The sequence below is a fragment of the Nocardia amamiensis NBRC 102102 genome (assembly GCF_001612745.1).
In the GTDB taxonomy this organism is placed as follows: Bacteria; Actinomycetota; Actinomycetes; order Mycobacteriales; family Mycobacteriaceae; genus Nocardia; species Nocardia amamiensis.
Window position 1 is genome coordinate 1 of the sequence record NZ_BDBA01000150.1, and the last position, 20,133, is coordinate 20,133.

Below are 20,133 nucleotides of genomic sequence, written 5' to 3' on the forward strand. Positions count from 1 at the left end.
CGAATCGCATCTCTGGAGCTTGCGCGGCCATGGCTGCGCGGACGCGGATCTTGGAAGCCGCATGAAGAACGTTACCGTCTTCGCACCAGCGACATCGGCGCTGAGAGTGAGCGTGCATCGCTCACTGAACAGTCGGGTAAGGGACCGGCTTCGGTGCCAGACCAGCGCCGGTCGGAGTGGTGGTCGTTGAGAGTAATACGCGGCTTCGTATTCGGCGGGGGTCTGGTAGTCGAGCCGGGAATGCAGACGGGCCGCCCGCTCCTCGAGACGCTGTTCGTCGAATTCCGGATCCGCTTGTGGCACAAGCTCGTCGATCGCGGCCAGCGAGCAGCTCGGCCTTGGACACGGTGTTCTCGATCAGATCCCATACCAATTCCAGCGACGGGTCGGTTCTCCACGGTCCGGCTGTTCCTGCCCGCGATGATGCGCACGATCCTTCGGGGCCACCGGCGACGGCAAACCGGTGCTCGCCGCGGTGGACAACCTGGCCGACATGATCGCCCCGCAGCGCAGCCGGGGGCTGCCCGCCCGCTGGTTCGACGCGCGGCGCGTCGATTACGACCTGGTCGGCGGTGGCTGGCCCGCCTCGGTGGACGAGGACGGGAAACTGCACGTGGCCGCGTTGACGGCGGTACCGGAACCGCCTAGCCTGACCGACCTGCGGGCGCGGGTAGCCGCGATGATGCCGCGGGTGGACCTGCCCGAACTGGTCCTTGAAGTGATGTCGTGGCATCCGGAGTTCACCGAGGCCTTCACCCACGTCGCCGGAACCAAGGCCCGCGTCGCCGACCTCGGGGTATCCGTCGCCGCCGTGCTGTGCGCGCACTCGATGAATGTCGGCTTCGCGCCCGTGGTTTCGCCCGGCGCGGAGGCCTTGACGCGGATCGGCTGCACCACGTCGATCAGCACTACATCCGCTCCGACACCATGGCCGCCGCCAACACGGTGCTGGTCAACGCCCGGGCCGCAGTCCCGCTGGCGCGGTTGTGAGGCGGCGGCTGCGTCGCCTCGGTGGACGGGATGCGGTTCGTTGTTCCGGTCCGCTCGATCCACTCGCGCCCCAATCGCAAGTACTTCGGCCCGAAACGCGGGTCGACGTGGTTGACGACAGCAGTTCGAGCAGGCGGGCCGAGGTCTCCAAAATGTTCTCGATCATTCCAGCAATCGCGGAAGCCAACCTGCCGCATTACCCGGGAAGGTGGGTGTCATGAACGAGAACAACGCACTCACACCCTTCCACATCGACATCCCACAGGCCGACGTCGACGACCTTCGCAACCGGCTGACACACACGCGCTGGCCGGTCCCCGTGCCGGGCCGAGACGATCGCACCGACTTCAGCCGGGGCATCCCGCCGGTCTACCTGAAGGAGCTCGCCGAGTACTGGCGCGACGGGTTCGACTGGCGTGCGCAGGAGGCGAAACTCAATGAGTACGAACAGTTCACGACAGTTATCGACGGCCAGAGGTTCCACGTCGTCCACGCGCGATCGGCGAACCCGGAGGCCACCGCGCTGATCCTGAACCACGGCTGGCCGGGCTCGTTCGTCGAGTACCAGCGACTCATCCCGCTACTGGCCGACGAGTTCCATGTGGTCATCGCGTCGCCGCCCGGCTTCGGGTTCTCCACCCCGCTGTCGGGGACCGGCTGGGAGCTGGCGCGGACAACGGAGGCCTTTGCCGAGATCATGACGCGTCTCGGCTACGAGAGGTTCGCGGCACACGGCACCGACATGGGTTCGGGCATCACCGGTCGCCTGGCGGCGCTCTACCCGCAGCGTGTCATCGGCACGCACATCGGCGCCGACCCCCGGTGTCTCGGATTGGTCGGCGACAAGTTCCCTTTCCCCGACGGTCTGTCCGATGACGAGATCGCCCAGCTCGAGGCAGTGCGCACCGCGGATGCGGCCGATCACGGATATCTCTTGATGCAGAACCACCGTCCCGACACGATCGGCGCGGCGCTCACCGACTCGCCGGTCGGTCAGCTCGCGTGGATCGCCGAGAAGTTCAAGACCAGGGCCGGCGGCGACTACCGGACGCCGGACGAGTCGGTCGACCGCGACCAGCTCCTCACGAACATCAGCCTGTACTGGTTCACCCGCAGCGGCGCGTCGAGCGCGCAGTTCTACTACGAGTCCGAGCACTCCGGACTCGACTTGCTCATGGCCTCGGGCGTGCCGTCCGGATGGGCCGTGTTCGACACCCACCCGCTCGTACGCCGCACGATGGACCCGTGGAAGGCGATCGGACACTGGAGCGAGTTCATCGAGGGCGGCCACTTCCCCGCAATGGAGGAGACGGAGCTGCTCGCGGACGACATACGCACCTTCTTCCGCGGCATTTCCTGACTCCGCGTCAGGGCCGGCTGGCGGCCACGAAGACCTTACTCGAGGCCCGGCCGGTCCGGCGCCTCCAGAATCTCGGCGTGCCCACCGATCTCGCTCGAACGTCCGCGATCCGTCAGCATGTTTCGGAGATGCCCGCGCCGGTCGTTGCCGACGCCAGCCGGCTACCACTACGTCACCACAACCAGGATCGCCACTGATGCTGCCCGCCACCTGGAGCCGCTACGTCACCGCACTCCGGCTTCGGGCACTCACACCGGCTGGAACGTACCGGCAACCCGCGACAGTTGAGTACGCGATCTCACCAGGAGCGCCGGCCAAGCGTGATGCCGTGAAGTCTTGACACATACTGATGAACGGTGGGCGATAGGTATTGCCTGCTCGACCTCAGGCTGGGGTGTTTCCTGTTCTGGTGTGGTGGGTGTGGGTCCAGGCGTCGCGTTCGGCGGCGAACGGGTCGTCGACAACGGCCCATTCGTCGTTGATGAGCTGCGTGGTGCGCCGGTCGGGGCGGTATTCGGGCCAGCCGGGTGTGCCGATGGTGACGAAGTCGACCCAGGCGCGATGTACTCGGGCGGCCAGCAGTGCAGGCGCAGGCGTGCCGAGTAGCCCGTCCGCGCCCTGGAAGGTGGGCAGCAGGTTGTCGAAGACGAAGGGCAGCTCGACGATGTGGGTGGCGCCGAGCTGCCTGGCAAGTGCGGGCGAGCGCCAGCCGAACGCATAGGCGTAGGTGCGGTTGCCCGCCGCCGAGTGACTGTCGGCCATGGCTCGGCTACCGGCCCCGAACACCGCGTCCCCCAGGATGATCGAGCGCAGCCTGCCTGGTGTGGCGGTGGGGTGCAGCCTCCTGTAGACCGACAGTAGCCGGTCCGGGTCGGGGTCGGCGTACTCGGCGGCTTCGGTCAGCTGTTGCAGGGTTGTCGCCGCCGCAACGCCGTTGGGCAACAGATACAGATTTCCTTCGTCGGTGTTGTGGCCGATCAGCAGGTCGACAGGTTGTCCCGCTGCGTGGGCCACGGTGGTGACGGGCTGGTCGTCGAGGACCACACCCAGCGGTGTAATCCGTTGCAGCGGGTCACGGACCGTTGCGGTGCCGAGGTCGAGACCGGTGAGCTCCGGCACGGCATCGATGAGCTGCTGATCTGTCAGGTCGGCGAATCCGTCGAGTGTCGCTGCTACCCCGAGCGTCGCTGCGGCGGCATCACGCACGATCGTGGCCTGTTCGCGGCTGAATGCTGCGCTGCCGCTGCCGCTTTGCATCACGGCACGTCCGAACAAGCCGGCAGCCTCGGGGGCGGCGATCGCGGCGGCGGTGAGCATCGCCCCGGCGGACTGACCGGCCAGGGTCACCCGCGCGGGGTCGCCGCCGAAGGAGGTGATGTTGCGGTTGACCCACGCCAACGCGGCAACGACATCGGCGAGGCCCCGATTCGGGCAAGCGCCGGGGATGTCGAGGAACCCGGCAATGCCCAGGCGGTAGTTCACCGTGACGACCACGACGCCGTGCTGTGCGAATCGGGAGCCGTCGAGCATCGGCGAGTGCGACGACCCTGCGACGAACGCGCCGCCGTGCAAGAACACCAGCACCGGGGCGCCACCGGCCACATCGCGGGGTGACCAGATGTTGACAGTCAGGTAGTCGGGTCCGGCCCGCCACCCGGGGTCGAAATACGCCGAGATATCCAGTGCTCCGAAACGGCCGCGCGGTAGCTGCGGAGCGGTCGGCCCCGGCTCGGTGGCCGCACGCACACCCAGCCACGGCTGAACAGGAGCTGGCGCCTGAAACCGGCCGATCCCGACCGGCGCAGCGGCGTAGGGGATGGAGTAGAACACGGTGTGGGTGGGGAACGCAGTGCCGCGGAGCCGGCCGCTTTCCACCTCGCGCACGGCATCGGCGGGTTGCGAATCGGCGGATTGTGAAGCCATCATGGAGCGCCTTGATCTGGGTAGCGTGTGAGGGGTGCAGTGCCACCCGGCGCGGGGTGCGGGGCGGCGCGACTTCGGTCAGTAGGCGGGCAGCGGAGCCCAGTTCTTGATCGCGAACGCGCTGGCGTCGCGGACGATTTCGAGGGCGCTGTGTCCGCTGAAGTGGGCGGGCAACACCAACGCGGTGTGGTCGGCCGCCCAACCCAGCAGCCGAAGTCGGGTCGCCCTCGCGGCGGCGGGGTCCTCACAGAAGCAGCTGTTGTGTTCGGGGTGAGCGATCTGCAGGGGCGTATGCACCAGGTCTCCCGCGAACAGTGCTTTGTCGCTGCCCGACGCCAACACCAGCACGCTCGAACCGGGAGTATGTCCCGGTGCCGCCCGCAACGTAAGATTCGCGTCCACCACGTATTCGGCCTCCCATAGCTGCACCTGACCTGCGGCGTAGACCGGTGCGACGCTGTCCTCGAACACGTTCTCGTTGACACCGCCCGTGATGTTCGGGTTGTTGGCCGGATTCCAGTGCTCGTAGTCCGCGCGCGGCATCAGGTAGGTGGCGTTGGGGAATGTCGGCACCCACTGCCCGTCCACGAGGCGGGTGTTCCAGCCGACGTGATCGACATGTAGGTGGGTGTTGATCACCAGGTTCACGTCCTCGGGCGCGATGCCTGACGCGGCGAGATCGGCCAAATACCTCAGGTCGAGGTGGTCCCAGGCTTCGACCGCCGGACGGGTCTTGTCATTGCCGATGCCGGTGTCCACCAGGATGATCCGGCCTTCGCTGCGCAGCGCCCAGGTCTGCATCGCGACCTGAACGATGTTGTCGACCGGGTCGAGGTGATCCGGAACCAGCATCGGCCGCTGCTCGTCCCAGTGCTGGTCGGGTGAGCCGGGGAAGAACTGGTCGGGCGTCATGCCCACCGGCCCGTGCATTTCCTCGACCCGCAACACGGTGACATCACCGAGCACAATCTCGTTCATCGGGTTCCTTCGCTGCGTGTTTCCGACGCCGTGACCGGGTGCCGGACGGCTCGTGGGCCGTGCCACTGAGTTTTCAAGTGCCCGATGTCGGTAACCACACCCTGCGAAGGTGCCGCTGGCGCGGGTGCGTCAACGGTGTCCACACCCCGGCAGGGTCAGGACAACTCGGCATCCGGCAGCGACAATGACGTGATGAGCGACCGCGAAGACCAGTCCGGACAGCTTGGGGCGTTCCTCAAGGCGTGCCGGGCCAGGGTGCGACCCGAGCAGGTGGGGCTCACACCCTACGGCGAACGTCGCCGTGTTCCGGGACTGCGCCGCGAGGAGTTGACCCTCCTGGCAGGGGTCAGCCCGTCCTACTACGCCCGGCTCGAACAGGGCCGATCCCGCAACGCCTCCCCGGAGGTCCTCGAAGCTATCGCCGCCGCACTCGCGTTGACCGCCACCGAACGACGCCACCTGCACGCACTGGCCGAGTCCGCAGGCCGCCGCCGCCTCACGCGCCCGGCGCCCATTGAGCACGCTGACCCAGCCCTGCTCGAGCTGCTCAACGCCATGCCATTGGTGCCTGCGCTCGTGCTGGGTCGCCGCAGCGATGTGCTCGCCTGGAATCCTCTCGGCCACGCCCTGCTCGCCGCGAATCTCGACCCCGACTGCCCGGCGGTCCCCGGTCGCAGGCCGAACATGACCCGGATGGTGTTCCTCGACCCGGACACCCGCGCGCTCTATGCCGATTGGCCGCGCAAGGCCCGCGCAGTCGTCGGCAGCCTGCGGCTTATAGCAGGCGCACACCCCGACGACCCAGCACTGGCGTCGTTGATCGGCAGCCTCACCATGGCCAGCCCGGAATTCGGCACCCTCTGGAACGACCACCGGGTCCAGGCATGCGCGACCGCCCACTACCAGCTGCACCACCCGCTGATCGGGGACCTCACCATCACCCAACAAACACTGAGGTCGGTCGAACACCCCGACCAGACCCTCGTAACCTGCACAGCCCCACCCGATTCCCCGTCGGCATCAGCACTGGCCATCCTGACCCATTTGGCTCAACCGGCCGAGCCGCCCGCACGCCTTGCCGACAATCGGCACTCTGCGCCCACCGCGGCCACATTCCACCCACACGCCCGATTGGAGCCACCGGGGACTGTCTGAAAGACGGCGGATCTGACCTTGGCCCGACTGGCCGAGCCTGATGGTTCGGCGGGAAGGATCATCTGATGTCGGAGACACTCGAATCCGTGGTGGATGCGGTGGATCAGAAGAAGCTGCACCACATTCATGCCACTCCCTCCTGGCCTGTGAAGCTCACGTCATCGGTCGCGGCGACATGTTCGGCGGGCGCGGTGAGGTGCCTAGCGGAGTCCAGGGTTTCCCGAATGCGCTGGGCGAGGGTGTGTCGGTCGGGGTCGTCGACCCAGCATTCGTAGGCGACCTTGAACGCGGCGATCCCGATTTCGGCCGCGAGCGCTGCGGTGGTGGTCTGCAGACCGCGTTCACGCAGCGCGTGGGCGAGCGTGGAGGCTAGTACGGCGAGTTTGGCCAGTTCGCGTTCCTGGAGTTCGGGGTTGGCGGCGATGACGGCCTGGCGTTGCCGCACCAGGTCCCCGCGTTCTTCGAAAACGCGAGTGGCTTCGGTCAGGGCGTGGGCGATCACCTCCAGCGGCGGGAGCGGGGCGGGGGCGGTGGCCGTGGCGTCGGCGAGGATGTCGGCGAGGGGGTTGTCGCCCGGGAAGAGGACTTCCCGTTTGTCGGTGAAGTGTCGGTAGAAGGTCCGTTCGGTGAGCCCGGCGCGGGCGGCGATCTCCGCGACGGTAGTGGCGTCGAAGCCCTTGTGGTTGTAGAGCTCCAACGCCGCCTTCTCCAGGCGGCCTCGTGCGTCGGGCTTCCATCGGCTCATGCTCCGATCCTACCTGTCGATGACAGAAGCTGACATCAGGATGATGACAGAGACTGACATCGGCGCTATGGTGATGTCATCAACTGACATCAGGGTCCCCGCCGCCGGTGGGGACGCCACAGCAGGAAGGCCCACACCATGCGCGTATTCGTCACCGGAGCCTCCGGACACGTCGGCTCCGCCGTCGTCCCCGAACTCCTCGAAGCGGGACACCAGGTCGTCGGCCTGGCCCGCTCGGACAAGTCCGCCGCCGCGTTGACGGCTGCCGGTGCCGAGGTGCACCGAGGCGACCTCGACGATCTCGACGGCCTCGCCGCGGCCGCCGCCGCGGCCGACGGCGTCATCCACCTGGCCTTCAAGCACGACGCCATGTTCGCCGGCGACTTCGACAGCGCGGTCGCAGCGGATCTGCGCGCCATCGACACGCTCGGCGACGCGCTCGCCGGCACCGGCAAGCCGCTGGTGACCACGTCGGGAACCATGCTGCTCGCCTTCGCGGGGCTGGAAGACGCCGCCACAGAAGTGGACGTGATCGACGCCGGGCCGCGGATCGACGCCGAGAACGCGGTGGTTGCACTCGCGGAACGCGGCATCCGCTCGTCTGTCGTACGGCTTGCTCCGAGCGTGCACAGCGCGCTTGACCATAACGGCTTCATCCCGACCTTGATCTCCATCTCCCGGTCGAAAGGCGTCGCAGCCTACGTCGGCGACGGGGCCAACCGCTGGCCCGCCGTGCACACGCTCGACGCGGCACGCCTGTACCGGCTGGCGCTGGAATCCGCGCCGGCGGGGTCACGGCTGCACGCCGTCGACGACCAGGGGATCCCCTTCCGGGAGATCGCGGAGGCCATCGGCCGCCAGCTGAACCTGCCCGTGGTCGCCATCCCGTCGACACAGGCCGACGCCCACTTCGGCTTCCTCAGCGCCCACGCCTCGGCCGACAACCCCGCCTCGAGCACGCTGACCCAGGACCTCCTCAACTGGAAGCCTGTCCAGCCCGGCCTTATCGACGACCTCGGCCAAGGCCACTACTTCGACGTCCCGGCGACCACCACACGCTGAGCCCGCTCCAACTCCATCCCACCCGGTCCCCGCGCCGCATCCAGGCGGCTTGAATCGCCAACCAGACCACGTGACACCCCACTTGGGCCCGCCGCTTGATCAGCTCCGCCAAAGCCCTATGGACCGTTCCCGATTCGGTGGACACAGGAGCATCGCCACCCGGGTCGAGAGTGTGTTCGAAACTCATGTACCGAATCATGGTGATCGAGCTCCTGAGCACCCTGGAACACCGGCCGTAACCCTCGCAGTCAACCACCCGGCGAAACAGCCGGAACCCAGACGGTGAGCACAGGGGAACGATCGCCACCAACCCGGCGCGAGTGACGCGCCGTAATGCCGCCTATAGCGCACCCAAGCGGCCAGCGCTGACTGGCGGGCTGGTGCGCTACGGGACGTAAACGATGCGGTCGTCGGTTTGGGCGTTCCACGTCTCGCTGACCTGAGCGAGGGGCACGGGACGGGCCCGCACGTCGATCGCGTCGGTGTGCACCGCGACGGCGAGTTCGGGCAGCTCCGCGAGGAAGTCGCGGGCCGGCACCGCGCCGATACCGCTGCCGCAGATCTGCAGCCGCGACGCCCGCAGCAGCGAGGAGTCGACGGGAATCGTCTGACCGGCGACGGATCCGATCTGGATCCAGTCCAGCGGAGCGCTGCGGTCGCGGCGGGCGGTGATCATCGCGGTCATCGCTCGGGTGGACGGTTCTCCCCACACGTAGTCGATGACGATGTCGACGTCGGCGGCGCGGTCGGCCTGCTCGAAGGTCACTGTTTCGTCCGCGCCGAGGTCGTGCAGCGCGGCGAGCCGGGAAGCGTTGCGTCCGGCGGCGATCACGTATGCGGCACCGAACCGTTTGGCCATATGCACCGCCATCCGGCCGGCGCTGCCGGTGGCACCGAGGACGAGGACGCGTTGACCCTCCCGGAACGCGATGCGGCGGCGCAGCGCGACCCAGGACGACATTGCCGGGTTCATCGCGGCGGCGATGCGCACCGGGTCGGCGTCGTCCGGCAGTAGCACGCTGCGGCGGGGGTCGATCACCGTCTGCTCGGCGAGCGTGCCCAAGTCGCTGTCGTCCAGCGCCGCGTACCTGAGATTTCCGTGTTGGTCGCGTACGACGGCGTCGACGCCCGGAACGAACGGGAACGTGCCGGTGCTGCTGTAGTGCGTGCCGTTCGCCCGAGCCCTGACCAGTCGGTGCAAACCTGCCGCGAGAACGTCCACGACCATCTCGTTCTCCCCCTGGGCGATCGGGGCGGGGTACTCGCTGTACCGCGGCGGAGCGTCGAAGCTGGTGACAACAGCGGCGTGCATGGCAACTCCTCGTATTTGATTGGTATTACAAACTATGTTCGAGTTTGGTTGGTAATACAAATCATGTCAAGTAGGATCCCGGCATGGGATCCGACGACGCGCTCGAGGACGCTCTCGTCCGGACGTCATTCCGGGTGATGGCCGTGCTCACCCGCATCGGTTCGGAGCACGAGCTGTCCCTCACCCAACTGCGGCTGCTCGGCCTGCTGCGCGACCGCCGACCGCGCATGACCGATCTGGCGGCGTTCCTGGGGCTGGACAAGTCCACGATGTCCGGCCTCGTCGAACGGGCGGAACGCCGAGGCCTCGTGGCACGAGGCAAGTCGCCGCAGGATCGCCGGGTGGTCGACGTGTTCATCACTCCGATGGGCAGCGAACTCGCGCAACGGGTGCAGGAGGAGATCCGCGCGGCCCTCGCGCCTTATACCGACCGTCTAGCTGCGGACGACCGCCAGGTGCTCACACAACTGCTCGACTCCGTTTCGGGAACGCCAACGAGGGACGACGGGAAAGCAGGGTCGACGAACGCACTGTGAGCCCAGATCAACGCACCGACCCCGATACGGGAACGCCGAGCAGGGAAACACCACCGGCGATCACGGGCCGGGATCGGTGACCGGTGACGGGCCGACCTCGGAAACAGGCAATAGCTTGTGCGCCACCTCATCTGGCACAGGACAGCGGACCTGGTCTCGGGAGCGGGAGAGACCGCCGGAGTCCGGTTGAGCAGCTCCAGCACGGGAATCGCGATCCCTCAGACGTCATACGTACCGGCGATGACCAGGCGTTTTGCAGTTGCCCATGTTTGGTTTTGGCCTGCCGGGGCACGAAACTACGGCAAACCGGACCAGAATCGTCACGCCACCGCTATTTGCCGATGACCAGCAGTTTTCGGCGTTGCAGCAGGTTGGCGTACTGGTCGATTCCCCCTCCGGACACCACTGCTAACCCCCACAGAGGGTGACACCAACGATCGTCTGCTGCTGTTGGTGCTGGTAGCGCACTTCTAGGTCCTGCGCTTGGTACAGTTGGGCTTTGTCGGCCAGATCTCCCGCAGCGAGCACCTTGCGGATGTCGACGAGTGAGTCGATCAACTCCCGGATCTCGGTTTCGGCGTTGTCCCTACTAGTTCCGATCTTTGGTCCGCCAGCGGCGGGCAAAACCACGTTGACCCTGCGCCTCGGTGATGCGCCGGGGCGACAGGTCTTCCGCCTGCGCGAGCACGTGGATCGACGATTTCACTGTCGCCGATGCGCTGCGTCGCTACTTCGAGATGGCGCACGCTGAACGCCACCGTCCACCGGACGTGGTGCCGCGTTGGCCTTTTGAGAACGAGCGGGAAGACGCCGAGAGATGGCTACATGCCCACGGATCTGATGCCGATTGGGCGGAAATCGCGAGGGTCAGCGGCGATTTCGGCGATTGGGATGTTGAGACACCCTCGGGGCACTACTCCTCGATCCAACCGTTTGATCTCGTCCATACGCTGTCGCCAGACGAACTCGTGGACGCATGGGAACAGGTCGCCGGATCGGCCGATAGTGATCTCACCGAAGAGGAGTGGCACCTGATAGTGCCGCACATCGGCAGGCACAGCAACGGCCTTTGGCGAGTTCGGCCCTTCCACGACCGAGCTGGCCGCCAAACGCCGTACCTTCAACGCTGTCCGTTTCCAGCAGGCGACCGGCACGCTGTGGACGCATCTCCCTCGTCGCTATGGCAACGGGTTGACCGCTGCCATCAACAACAAGAAGTATGTCGCTACTGGCCTCTACGACCGGCTATATCGGGCGCTCCGCGGGGAGAAGAGAGCAGCGCGAGTTGTTGAGTGGCTGGAGCAGAACATCGGTAAAGACTCACGCGAGGCCGTCGCAGTGTGAAGGCCAACCAGCGTGGGCGGAACGTTCGCGCTGCCCGGCGGCTTTCAACTGTCGCCTGCCCGATAGCGAGTGGCTGGTGACCCTATCTCGTTTTCGCGACTGAGCATTAGCAGCGACGGCGGGCAGGCGCAGCCTGGCGGCGCGAACATCGTACGACATATACAGAAAAGCGAAGATCCTCCGATCGAAGGATCTTTTGAAGGGTACGGCGACATGAGGTCTGACTAGTATTTGTTATCTCATTGCTGACAAATCAAGCGTGGGCGATGACGACTCGCACAGGAAGCTCGGGATCGTCGGTGTTCATATCGCTCTCGAATCCGGTCGGGTTTTCAATTTTCCGATCTGGATCATAAACAACGACGACCAACGCCGCGACATTCTCACGACGCCGGTAACCAAACATGTCCTTGATAAGCTGATCACGTACTTCTCTTGCCCCGAGTGATTCACGTGTCATCTTCGCTTCAATCGCCACTTGCTCCTGTCGAAGAACAAAGTCGATGCGATAGGAGCCGCCAGCCCTGCGCGGCGTTGTCTCCTCCGGCTCGACATCATCAAAGTGAAGCCGAAGCAAGGCGTGCAATATGCGCTGAAGATCGTACTCGTCAGACAGAGAGATACCAGGACCGTTGCGGTTTGAGCTTTGGAGAATCTTCAAGGTTGGTGACAATCGGCGAAACAGCCCGACCAGCTTATTCATGGTGTCGTGTATTTCAGCATTTATCCCGAATCGACCTTTAGCCTCAAGCAGAATACGCCGCTGCTCGCCCAATGGCTGCTCATAACTGTCACTCAGCGAGTACTGCCACCGACCATGCCGCTTGAAGTAGGAGGCGAAGCGTGGAATGTGATCATAGACTGCCCACGGCTGCCGGGGATTGGCGATAAATTGCTTTATTTTGGGGAAGGTAGTCGGATGTTTTGCCTCGAACTGGACAGTAAACCGCACTTTCAGATCGTCCGGCAATACAGCGAGCGAAGCTGCATACCACAGCGGGTATTCGTCTTGTAGCTGCCGCACGGCCGACTCGGCAGCAGGGTCATCATCGCCCTGAGCTGTTCGACCGAGTTCGGCCAGTGCATCAATCTGGTCCACGAGTGCGGCGATCCGCTTCGCTTCGCCCGCATTGTTCACGGGATGGATTCTAGAGGCAGGTCACCCTTTGGCAGTCACGTGGGTGGTCCAGGAATCTCGGCCAGTAATGACATTGGATGTCGAATCTCCCTGTAACGACTCAGATTCAGGCTGCGTCGCGGTTCCAGAGCGACCGCGCTGGGTGCAGTGAGATGTCAGCGAGTCGATGCTCGCATCTCAACCCTTCGTTCCCGCAACGCCTTCCACACACTCCCCTTGGCCTTGCCGATCCTGCGAGCGACCGCATTGAGCGACTGCCCCTCGCCGTAAAGCCGTACCGCCCAGTCGATCTCATCCTCCGTCATCGACTGTTACCGCATCCGCACGCCATGCTCCTGGAGGATCTTCATCAAGCTGCCTTTTGACAGGCCGTACTGCTCGCACAGCTTGTTCGTGGAGGTGCCGGATCGGTAGGCACCGACCAACTCCGCGATGGTGGCAGGCGATAGCCGACGATTCAGTCGCCGCGGTTGAACCGTGCTGCCGCCAGTGTTCGCAGGCCGGCGTGCCGGAGCAGCCTCGATCTTGGCAATCACCGTGCCCAGCCAGTCCGCTTCCCACTGTTTCAAATACCGTCCGCTAACCCCGGCAGAGATGGGGGACAGCGGACGGTATTTGAACCGTCTGAACGTCGCGGGTGGTCGCTGCGATTGCCTACAGGACTCTGCTCAGCGTTGGCCCTGGCGGCAGTCCCGTTGCAAGGCTCACCGGCCTGTCCGATGCCCCGCCGAGGCTGCACCAACACAACTTGGCGAGTTGTCTGCCATCTTCGGTGCGCGGGTGCCATCTGTTGGTGGCCGAACATGTCGTGTCCGTACACTGCGTGTCAGTGACGAGTTCGTGATGCCTGGCAGAGCGGCGGTAAGGATGCATTTCGATGAGAGTCGCGTGGCCGGGCTCAGTCCGGCATCCGCACGGATCATGGAACTACTCGATCTCCACCCGCGCGGGGTGCAAGCATGGCGATTAGTGGAGCTGCTGCGCCCATGGGACGCCGAGAACAAAGAGGAACCAGCCAGTGGTAAGGAGATCAAGTCGCTTCGGTCCAAGCTGGCGAACCTGGCGAGCAAGGGGCTGGTGACTATTGAGCGGACCACCGATTATGGCAATATCTATCGCCCGGTAGGTAGCTATTTCGATATGGCGAATTGGACTATCGAGGGTGCCCGGAAGAACTATGCCAAGGACCGCGCGGAGCGCCTCGGAGCGGATCAACTCCCAGTAGCTGCGTATTCGATGACGCTCGGTGTATGGCGGAACACGATCGTGGAGGACGCCCATGCTGGCAATGGGCTGAACCGAATCAGCGACGGAGAAATGATGGCTGCAAATATAGCCGTGTTCCGTGTTTGCCGCGAATTTCTGATGACAGGCGATCGTAGCCGGGCAGCATGGCTGCGTTTACTGGATGAGCTGATTCTTCCTATCGGTCGGATAAAAGTCGGTTCGCGCAGTGTGGACAATCTGTTGGGTGAGCATTATCGAGAATGGATGAGAAGCGCAACGTCGACACTCATGTATTGGGCTGATCTTACAGAGCGTGAAGACCACGATATGGAGTGGTTTATCGCGGTAAAGTCCTGTTTCGGCAGTCCTCGCCGAGAATGGTTCGGTTTGCCGGATTGGCCACGGCTGGTAGACGCTTTTGTTGCTAAGGAATACGGCGGTTCGACCAGTCCGGCCGACGTGGCGCGGCACCCGGATATCTACACCGACGGCGTGAAGCCGCGCGCGAAACTGCCAGTTTCGGACGGCGAGCTGCGCGAAGGGTTACTCAAGGGACCGGATTGCATGGACCCCGAGATTCTGGATTGGTGCATCGGCGACGGAATCGGATACATGAAACTGGATCGCGACTAGAACGGCGAAGCTGCTGGCAAAGCTTGAAGACGATGCCAGGCGTGCGAGCCTCTGATTCATTGTCGGAGGTTCGAGCTGGATTTCGGAGCACCACGCATACGATCAGATTCGTTTGACCTCGGGGAAGTCAGACAGAACTACAGAGTCAAAATACGCAAGAAAGGATACGGCAATACCAAACGCCAAGTCTTGAGAATTTGGACCAAACGATAGTCTTATGCCGCGGCATTCAATATCTAATTCCTTCGACAGAGTTTTCTTCAACTCAATCAGTGCGTTGAAGTTCTTCTGCTGCTTATCGGTGAATTGGCCATCTCCGTGAATTATTGCATTGCGAACTTCAACCAAATAGGTGAATCGCTGGTAAGTAGCCGTTCCTTGAATCTGAACGGAAAATCCACGACTTAACCAGCCGATCCGGCCTGGCCACGAGTCAAATATATCTCGTTCCAGCTTAGTTAGCATCTCCTCTACAAAGCGATGGTTAACGACGCCGCTCTTGGCGATTACCAGCGCGACTATCCTCGATACGTGCGATTCGAGCGGAATTAGAATGCTGGATATGAATTGCTCTGTCGGCAAGTCGATCAAGCGGAGGCTGCTGAGGGATCGGAGACATCTCTCGCCGGATTCAGTCAGTTGTTCCGGCGCTACGCTTGTGCCCATTGCCATGCACTTTTGTTGAGAGGGGAATCATTCTGTACGGCTCGGGATATGTTTACGTTCACGCCACCTTGCTTACTGGCTGCGGCGGCAAGTCCGTGTCTGGTAAGCGAAGAAGAAAGAATATACACCCTTTCGAATACATCCGATGCAAGCGCATTGTGCGTGGCCAGTGCCCATGCTGCCTGTGCCCTTACCGTTTCGTGACGGTCTTGCAGCTGTCTTATCAGCCAATCGATCACACGACTCCGGTGGAGCAAATCAGCAACTGGTGTCGCCTGGACTACAGTAATGATCCAGATTTTTGTCCATGGACTCTGCCTTTCGGTATTCGTAAGTTCATGCAGCGTCTTCCATTGATTTTCGAGTGATTCCGAGGACACCTTCGATCTCGCGATTAGGTACTGGCACACGTGCTCGGCCATACCTTGGTCTCTGTGCAAAAGATCAAGAAGCGACTTATCGGAAAGCCGCTCGGCGCCACTCCTTAAGGATGCCAGGGCTTGAATTGTGAGCCATTTCATAGGGCCATCAAGCTTTAGGCCGCGGTCGTTAGCTATTATTCTGCTCGCTACTTCGTTATCCGATCTCGGATCGCTTTCAGAAGTAGTATCCACCTCTCGCCGACTCGTGATGACTGATCCATATGGCCCCCTGGTAAGAAATGAATCGAATCTCAAGGTCGAAACCCTCGATGGAAAATTCTTCGTCAAGAAGTTTTGATCTTCAGACTCTGGTTCTCCGATATTTTCCGCTTTGAGAATTCTTGTTTTGCCTTCTGAAGGTATGAGACCGATGGTGCGGAGTTGATCTGCGACATCCTCCACTATCTGGTTAGCCATTCCCCAATCGGAAATTACCATCCGGATATCATCGGCATATCTATGGGATGGAATATCTCGCCTGTCCAGATATCGGTCAATGACACTGAGGTAGGCGTCTGCCAGCAGATCGCTGGGCCAGAGCATTTGAGGCAGCCCCCGACTTCTGGGCATAAAGCTCCCAACTAGCGAAACTATTGCGCCACTAAGCGTTGCGTTGCAGGAGTGCAATAGAATTTCGCCGCGTAGCACATCATGGTCGATGTATTCATAGCACGAAGCTACGTCCATATCGATTAAATATCCGCCAGTATATTCTGAGCCAAACCGTCGATGATCTTGCCATTCTGTAGTTCGTGTCTCAGCGGGCAATTCGGGCTTTAGCGCTGCGGCCAGCGCGTGGTACGCGGATCGGGTGGAGCAGGGAACAACGTCAATTGGCCTCGTGCCGAATCGACCCTTTGGCATTGTCAGGGTTTCAGATATCGAGAATGTGGATTCGGACCAGTGAGATTCTGTAAACCGCGCAAGTAGTGCAGGGTCGCCCGACAGGCACTGATCGGAGATAAGCGGAGGAAAGCGATCCATCGTAGATCTGGCCACTAGGCGAGCTGCATCGCCGATATTCACCAGATCAAGAACCTTGCGGTCCATAACTGAGTGTTCCCTAATCTGCGAGGTTGGAAGGATGCCAATAGTAGAGTCTTGCCTGTTTCGAGATGCTACCAACACCGGAAACCAGAAAGCTAACCGTTTGCGGACTACGGAGCGCCGGTCTACGAGCGGGTTACCCCTCGCCCCCGCAACGCCTTCCATACACTCCCCTTGGCCTTGCCGAGCTGCCGTGCTACAGCGTTGAGCGACTGCCCCTCGCCGTAAAGCCGTACCGCCCAGTCGATTTCTTCCTCCGTCATCGGCTGGTACCGCATCTGCACCCCGTGCTCCTGGAGGATCTTGAGCAACCCGCCCTTGGACATCTGGTACCGCTCGCACAGCTGGTTGGTGGAGGTACCACGTCGGTAGGCATCGACCAACTCTTCGATCGTGGCAGGCGATAACCGGCGATCCAACCGGCGGGGCTGCACTGTTTTGGTGTCCGCCGTCACCAGCCGCCGGGTTGGAGCAGCCTCGATCCTGGCGATGACTCGACGGAGCCAGTCCGGTTCCCACTGTTTCAAATACCGTCCGCTAACCCCGACAGACAGAAAACCCCTTCCGACCTGCATCGGAAGGGGTTTCTCATTCGCCGATCACCCGGAATTGGGGACCAATCGGGACCCATCCTAGCCAGCAGATCTGGTATCTGCGGCCCGCCGTTCGGCATCGTCAAGGGTGGAGGCACGGTCAGCGGGTCGCGGTGCTGGTGGCGGGTGTGAGGATGCCGAGGCCGGTGGCGTAGCGGCGATACAGCAGATGCCCGCGCCGGGACTCGGGTCGGTGCAGGACAGGACCGGCAACCCGTACTCACACCCGATCCACTGCCTGGTCCTCGGTGAGTACCGGCGTCGGCCGGGAACGAGGGTCAGTGGTCGTTGCGTTGCGGCGGCGCCATAGGTTTACCCACCGCGCCCGTTGCCGCGCTGGGCGAGGAGCTTCCGGGTGTGACCGATCACTGGCTGCTGCCACGTCCTGGTGACAGACAGGAGAAGGACGCGACATGCTGAGTTTGCTGAGTGGGTTGGTGCATTCGGGTACGGCGATCTGGCTCGAAACCATCGCCATACCGCTTATTTTGGCGCTATCCGGTGTCTGGTACGAGCGCAGCCGTCGCCGCACCTACCGCATGGTCCTAACTGAATCCACTGGCGACACAATGCTTTTGGATATGCGACGAGGGGGACGCACCTTGCTTCTGGTCCGTTCGGCCGACGGTGTCGAGCTCACCGCGGTGCTGCGGCACCTGCCGACCTCCTGGAACAAACAGTGACGCAGTCCGCGGAACAGACGAGTTTCGAAACGTTCGTGCGGGGCTGCTTCGAGCCGATGCTGCGGACTGCGAAGCGGTATGCGCTGTATCGGCGGCTACCGGCACAGGCTGCCGAGGACATTCTCGCATCCGCATTGGAGCGGGTATGGAAAAAGGAGTGGCCGGTGCTGCAGCACGAACCCCACGGCCGCCGGAGCGCCACCGTCTGCCGATACATGTATTTCGTCGCGCAGGAACTGCAACGTGCGGCGATACGCGTGGAGCCTGTTGCACCCCAAGACCTGCCCGAACCAACCCAGTACGACTTCGACATCGCGGACAAACTCGCCGCGGCCTCCCAGCTGAGCCTCGTGGCCGCCGCCCTGGACGTGTTGTCGGACAATGAGCGTACGGTGCTCGAACTGGCCGGCATAGCGGGTCTGAGTAACGCCGAGATCGCCCTGCAGATCGGCAAGAGCGGCACCCACGTCTCCACCTTGCTATCGAGTGCACGGCGCCGTTTGAGGCGCGAACTGGCACTGAGTGACGAACGCGCGCGGCAGCGACGTCCACGCCAACGGCCGAGCAGCGAGCGGGCGTCCCAGCTCACTGCAGTCAACCACACGCAGTTGCCGACCCAGCCGCGTGAAGGTCAAGCTAGGAAGGAGGGAGGTGCGTGATGAGCAAAAGTCACCGCCCACCGTTCAGCCGGACCGGCGACGCAGAGCTGGACCGCAGGCTCGACCGCGCCAACGCCGAGGCCGACGCCACCCCGATCGCCCCGGTCGGCGTGGACCATATCATGCGCAGCGTGTTCGGTCGTTCTGAACCCGAACGTCATGAATTCGACGCACCGTCGAGTGGGTATTCGGCGAATTCGACGCAGAGCCAGCCTGTGTCACCAAGGTATCCAGGCGGCGGCGACGCCAGCCGAGCGCTGCTGGCAGAGCAGGACATAATCGCGCCCGACGATAGAGACAACACCACCGACTACCCAGACGAGGCTGACGGGTGGAGCACCGGGTATCAGGACGTCGCAGTACTTTTCGAGGAGCTGGCCGGCGCCAAGGATCCCGGCCGTCGGCGCGAGCTGCGCGACGAGCTGATCAGCCGCTGCATTCCGCTGGCCGACCACATCGCCCGCAAGTTCTCCGGCCGCGGTGAACCCTACGACGACCTGACCCAGGTCGCCCGCGTCGGCTTGGTACACGCGGTGGACCGCTTCGACATCTCGCGCGGCTCCAACTTCCTGTCCTTCGCGGTGCCGACGATCATGGGCGAGGTCCGCCGCTACTTCCGCGACAACACCTATGCGATGCGAGTTCCTCGGCGGGTCAAGGAAACTCACCTGCGCATAGGCGCGGCAATCGACGCGCTGTCGCAGACACTGGGCCGCTCTCCCACCGCCAAGGAGATCGCCGCCGAGCTGGAGATCGACCCCGACGAGGTGACCCAGGCGGTGATCGCAGGCAACGCCTACCAACCCAGTTCGATCGACGCGGTCTCGGTGGGCCACGATATCGAGGCCTCACTGTTGGAGACCCTCGGTGAGGAGGAGTCCCAGTTCGACCAGGTCGAGGAATATGTGGCGATCCGGCCGCTGCTGGCGGGCCTGCCCGAACGCACGCGCCGTATCCTCACCATGCGATTCTTCGAGCACATGACCCCAACACAGATCGCGCAGCAGATGGGCATCTCACAGATGCACGTGTCACGGATCCTGGCCAAGGCCATCGCACAACTGAGGGAGCAATCCAAGCGCGGCACGATCCAGTAACGGCAAGAAGTTGTGTCAAGGGGCCAGCCTACCCTTAGAGTCGGGCAGAACCTCTGCCAAGAACAACGAACCCGTCCTCGGAGACTCGGGACAGCCCACCGACGCCCACCAGGCGGCGAGCGGGGCAAAAGCGTGAATCCCCCCGGCATGTCCGGAGACTTCATCTGTTGAGGAAGGATGAAATCCGTGAGTTCGAAGAAGTAGCCGCTGGAGCTGCGTGAGCGGGCGGTGCGGATGGTCGCGGACGTCCGTGACCAAATTGAAGCGGTGATTGCCTCGGCGCAGGACCTGCTGACGTTCGAGGCGAGCCGCTATCCCGTCGTCCAGCGGTTCGTCGTGGCCGTAGAAGGCGGTCACTTTGCCGAGTAACGCCCGCATGTAGTCCGGTGTCTGCAGCAGGCCCGGCACGATGACCGGCTCGAACCATCTAGTCAGGCGCGTTTCTTCTTCCAGGGTGTGGAGTTGCTGCTGCTTGCGCTTGATACCGGCGATCCGCTTCCATTCGACATAAGCCGCTTCGACATTGCGCAGCGTCGCGATGAGATCCGGCATCTGCTGTTTGG

20 protein-coding genes are annotated in these 20,133 nt (G+C 63.2%); 8 read left to right on the forward strand and 12 right to left on the reverse strand.

The genetic code is table 11. The annotated features are described in order from the left end of the window. The first annotated feature begins 1,207 nt into the window (after nucleotides 1-1,207). A complete protein-coding gene (locus tag NA4_RS25625; protein WP_067475143.1) occupies nucleotides 1,208-2,350 on the forward strand; it encodes an epoxide hydrolase family protein in 1,143 nt (380 codons plus the stop codon). 384 nt (nucleotides 2,351-2,734) lie between these two features. On the opposite strand, the gene NA4_RS25630 is transcribed toward NA4_RS25625, so the two are convergent. Together NA4_RS25630 and NA4_RS25635 are read right to left on the reverse strand one after the other, a co-directional pair. Beyond that, the gene (locus tag NA4_RS25630; protein ID WP_067475146.1) at nucleotides 2,735-4,276 is read right to left on the reverse strand and encodes a carboxylesterase/lipase family protein; all 1,542 of its coding nucleotides are present in this window, start codon (nucleotides 4,274-4,276) and stop codon (nucleotides 2,735-2,737) included. 75 nt (nucleotides 4,277-4,351) lie between these two features. Beyond that, entirely contained in the window at nucleotides 4,352-5,251 is a 900-nt protein-coding gene (locus tag NA4_RS25635; protein ID WP_067475149.1) for an MBL fold metallo-hydrolase, read from the reverse strand. Nucleotides 5,252-5,443: 192 nt separating this feature from the next. Between NA4_RS25635 and NA4_RS25640 the strand changes: the two genes are divergently transcribed. Then, nucleotides 5,444-6,406, forward strand: coding sequence for a helix-turn-helix domain-containing protein (locus tag NA4_RS25640; protein WP_067475152.1), 963 nt, complete (start codon nucleotides 5,444-5,446; stop codon nucleotides 6,404-6,406). 124 nt (nucleotides 6,407-6,530) lie between these two features. Here NA4_RS25640 and NA4_RS25645 read toward each other — a convergent pair whose 3' ends face one another. Next, the gene (locus NA4_RS25645; RefSeq protein WP_067475155.1) at nucleotides 6,531-7,151 is read right to left on the reverse strand and encodes a TetR family transcriptional regulator; all 621 of its coding nucleotides are present in this window, start codon (nucleotides 7,149-7,151) and stop codon (nucleotides 6,531-6,533) included. Between the two features lie 138 nt (nucleotides 7,152-7,289). Between NA4_RS25645 and NA4_RS25650 the strand changes: the two genes are divergently transcribed. Further along, nucleotides 7,290-8,213 (forward strand): SDR family oxidoreductase, encoded by a 924-nt coding sequence (locus NA4_RS25650; protein ID WP_067475157.1) that lies wholly within the window; start codon nucleotides 7,290-7,292, stop codon nucleotides 8,211-8,213. Nucleotides 8,214-8,598: 385 nt separating this feature from the next. Here NA4_RS25650 and NA4_RS25655 read toward each other — a convergent pair whose 3' ends face one another. After that, entirely contained in the window at nucleotides 8,599-9,525 is a 927-nt protein-coding gene (locus NA4_RS25655) for a quinone oxidoreductase family protein (RefSeq protein WP_067475160.1), read from the reverse strand. Between the two features lie 83 nt (nucleotides 9,526-9,608). Between NA4_RS25655 and NA4_RS25660 the strand changes: the two genes are divergently transcribed. Continuing rightward, nucleotides 9,609-10,061: a MarR family winged helix-turn-helix transcriptional regulator gene (locus tag NA4_RS25660; protein ID WP_067475162.1), complete on the forward strand. Its 453-nt coding sequence runs from the start codon at nucleotides 9,609-9,611 to the stop codon at nucleotides 10,059-10,061. 408 nt (nucleotides 10,062-10,469) lie between these two features. On the opposite strand, the gene NA4_RS40740 is transcribed toward NA4_RS25660, so the two are convergent. From NA4_RS40740 to NA4_RS42820, 4 genes are all read right to left on the reverse strand, one after another. Beyond that, nucleotides 10,470-10,691: a hypothetical protein gene (locus NA4_RS40740; RefSeq protein WP_067475165.1), complete on the reverse strand. Its 222-nt coding sequence runs from the start codon at nucleotides 10,689-10,691 to the stop codon at nucleotides 10,470-10,472. Nucleotides 10,692-11,658: 967 nt separating this feature from the next. After that, nucleotides 11,659-12,543, reverse strand: coding sequence for a PD-(D/E)XK nuclease domain-containing protein (locus NA4_RS25675; protein WP_157129297.1), 885 nt, complete (start codon nucleotides 12,541-12,543; stop codon nucleotides 11,659-11,661). 155 nt (nucleotides 12,544-12,698) lie between these two features. Continuing rightward, entirely contained in the window at nucleotides 12,699-12,848 is a 150-nt protein-coding gene (locus tag NA4_RS42815) for a hypothetical protein (protein ID WP_245671589.1), read from the reverse strand. Nucleotides 12,849-12,854: 6 nt separating this feature from the next. Beyond that, nucleotides 12,855-13,112 carry a helix-turn-helix domain-containing protein gene (locus NA4_RS42820; protein ID WP_067475173.1) on the reverse strand — a complete coding sequence of 86 codons (258 nt, stop codon included), beginning with the start codon at nucleotides 13,110-13,112 and terminating at the stop codon, nucleotides 12,855-12,857. Between the two features lie 298 nt (nucleotides 13,113-13,410). Here NA4_RS42820 and NA4_RS40750 point away from each other — a divergent pair, with 298 nt between their 5' ends. Continuing rightward, complete coding sequence (locus NA4_RS40750; RefSeq protein WP_157129298.1) at nucleotides 13,411-14,403, forward strand: hypothetical protein; 993 nt, start codon at nucleotides 13,411-13,413, stop codon at nucleotides 14,401-14,403. Between the two features lie 102 nt (nucleotides 14,404-14,505). Here the strand turns inward: NA4_RS40750 and NA4_RS40755 are convergent, their stop codons facing one another. The 3 genes from NA4_RS40755 to NA4_RS25690 all read right to left on the reverse strand — a co-directional run bounded on the left by NA4_RS40755 (nucleotide 14,506) and on the right by NA4_RS25690 (nucleotide 17,065). Continuing rightward, on the reverse strand, nucleotides 14,506-15,069 hold the full coding sequence (locus NA4_RS40755) for a hypothetical protein (RefSeq protein WP_157129299.1): 564 nt from the start codon (nucleotides 15,067-15,069) through the stop codon (nucleotides 14,506-14,508). After that, nucleotides 15,054-16,541: an RNA-directed DNA polymerase gene (locus NA4_RS39450; RefSeq protein ID WP_169811118.1), complete on the reverse strand. Its 1,488-nt coding sequence runs from the start codon at nucleotides 16,539-16,541 to the stop codon at nucleotides 15,054-15,056. The genes NA4_RS40755 and NA4_RS39450 overlap by 16 nt, the downstream gene beginning before the upstream one ends. Nucleotides 16,542-16,663: 122 nt before the next feature. Then, nucleotides 16,664-17,065, reverse strand: coding sequence for a hypothetical protein (locus tag NA4_RS25690; RefSeq protein WP_067475233.1), 402 nt, complete (start codon nucleotides 17,063-17,065; stop codon nucleotides 16,664-16,666). Nucleotides 17,066-17,544: 479 nt separating this feature from the next. Here NA4_RS25690 and NA4_RS25695 point away from each other — a divergent pair, with 479 nt between their 5' ends. The 3 genes from NA4_RS25695 (at nucleotide 17,545) to NA4_RS25705 (ending at nucleotide 19,570) form a co-directional block, all read left to right on the forward strand. Then, the gene (locus tag NA4_RS25695; protein WP_067475178.1) at nucleotides 17,545-17,814 is read left to right on the forward strand and encodes a hypothetical protein; all 270 of its coding nucleotides are present in this window, start codon (nucleotides 17,545-17,547) and stop codon (nucleotides 17,812-17,814) included. Between the two features lie 35 nt (nucleotides 17,815-17,849). Further along, nucleotides 17,850-18,473, forward strand: coding sequence for a sigma-70 family RNA polymerase sigma factor (locus tag NA4_RS25700; RefSeq protein ID WP_281180065.1), 624 nt, complete (start codon nucleotides 17,850-17,852; stop codon nucleotides 18,471-18,473). 122 nt (nucleotides 18,474-18,595) lie between these two features. Then, nucleotides 18,596-19,570, forward strand: coding sequence for an RNA polymerase sigma factor SigF (locus tag NA4_RS25705; protein ID WP_373862830.1), 975 nt, complete (start codon nucleotides 18,596-18,598; stop codon nucleotides 19,568-19,570). Between the two features lie 15 nt (nucleotides 19,571-19,585). On the opposite strand, the gene NA4_RS25710 is transcribed toward NA4_RS25705, so the two are convergent. After that, nucleotides 19,586-20,122, reverse strand: coding sequence for a Scr1 family TA system antitoxin-like transcriptional regulator (locus tag NA4_RS25710; protein WP_067475185.1), 537 nt, complete (start codon nucleotides 20,120-20,122; stop codon nucleotides 19,586-19,588). Nucleotides 20,123-20,133: the final 11 nt, after the last annotated feature.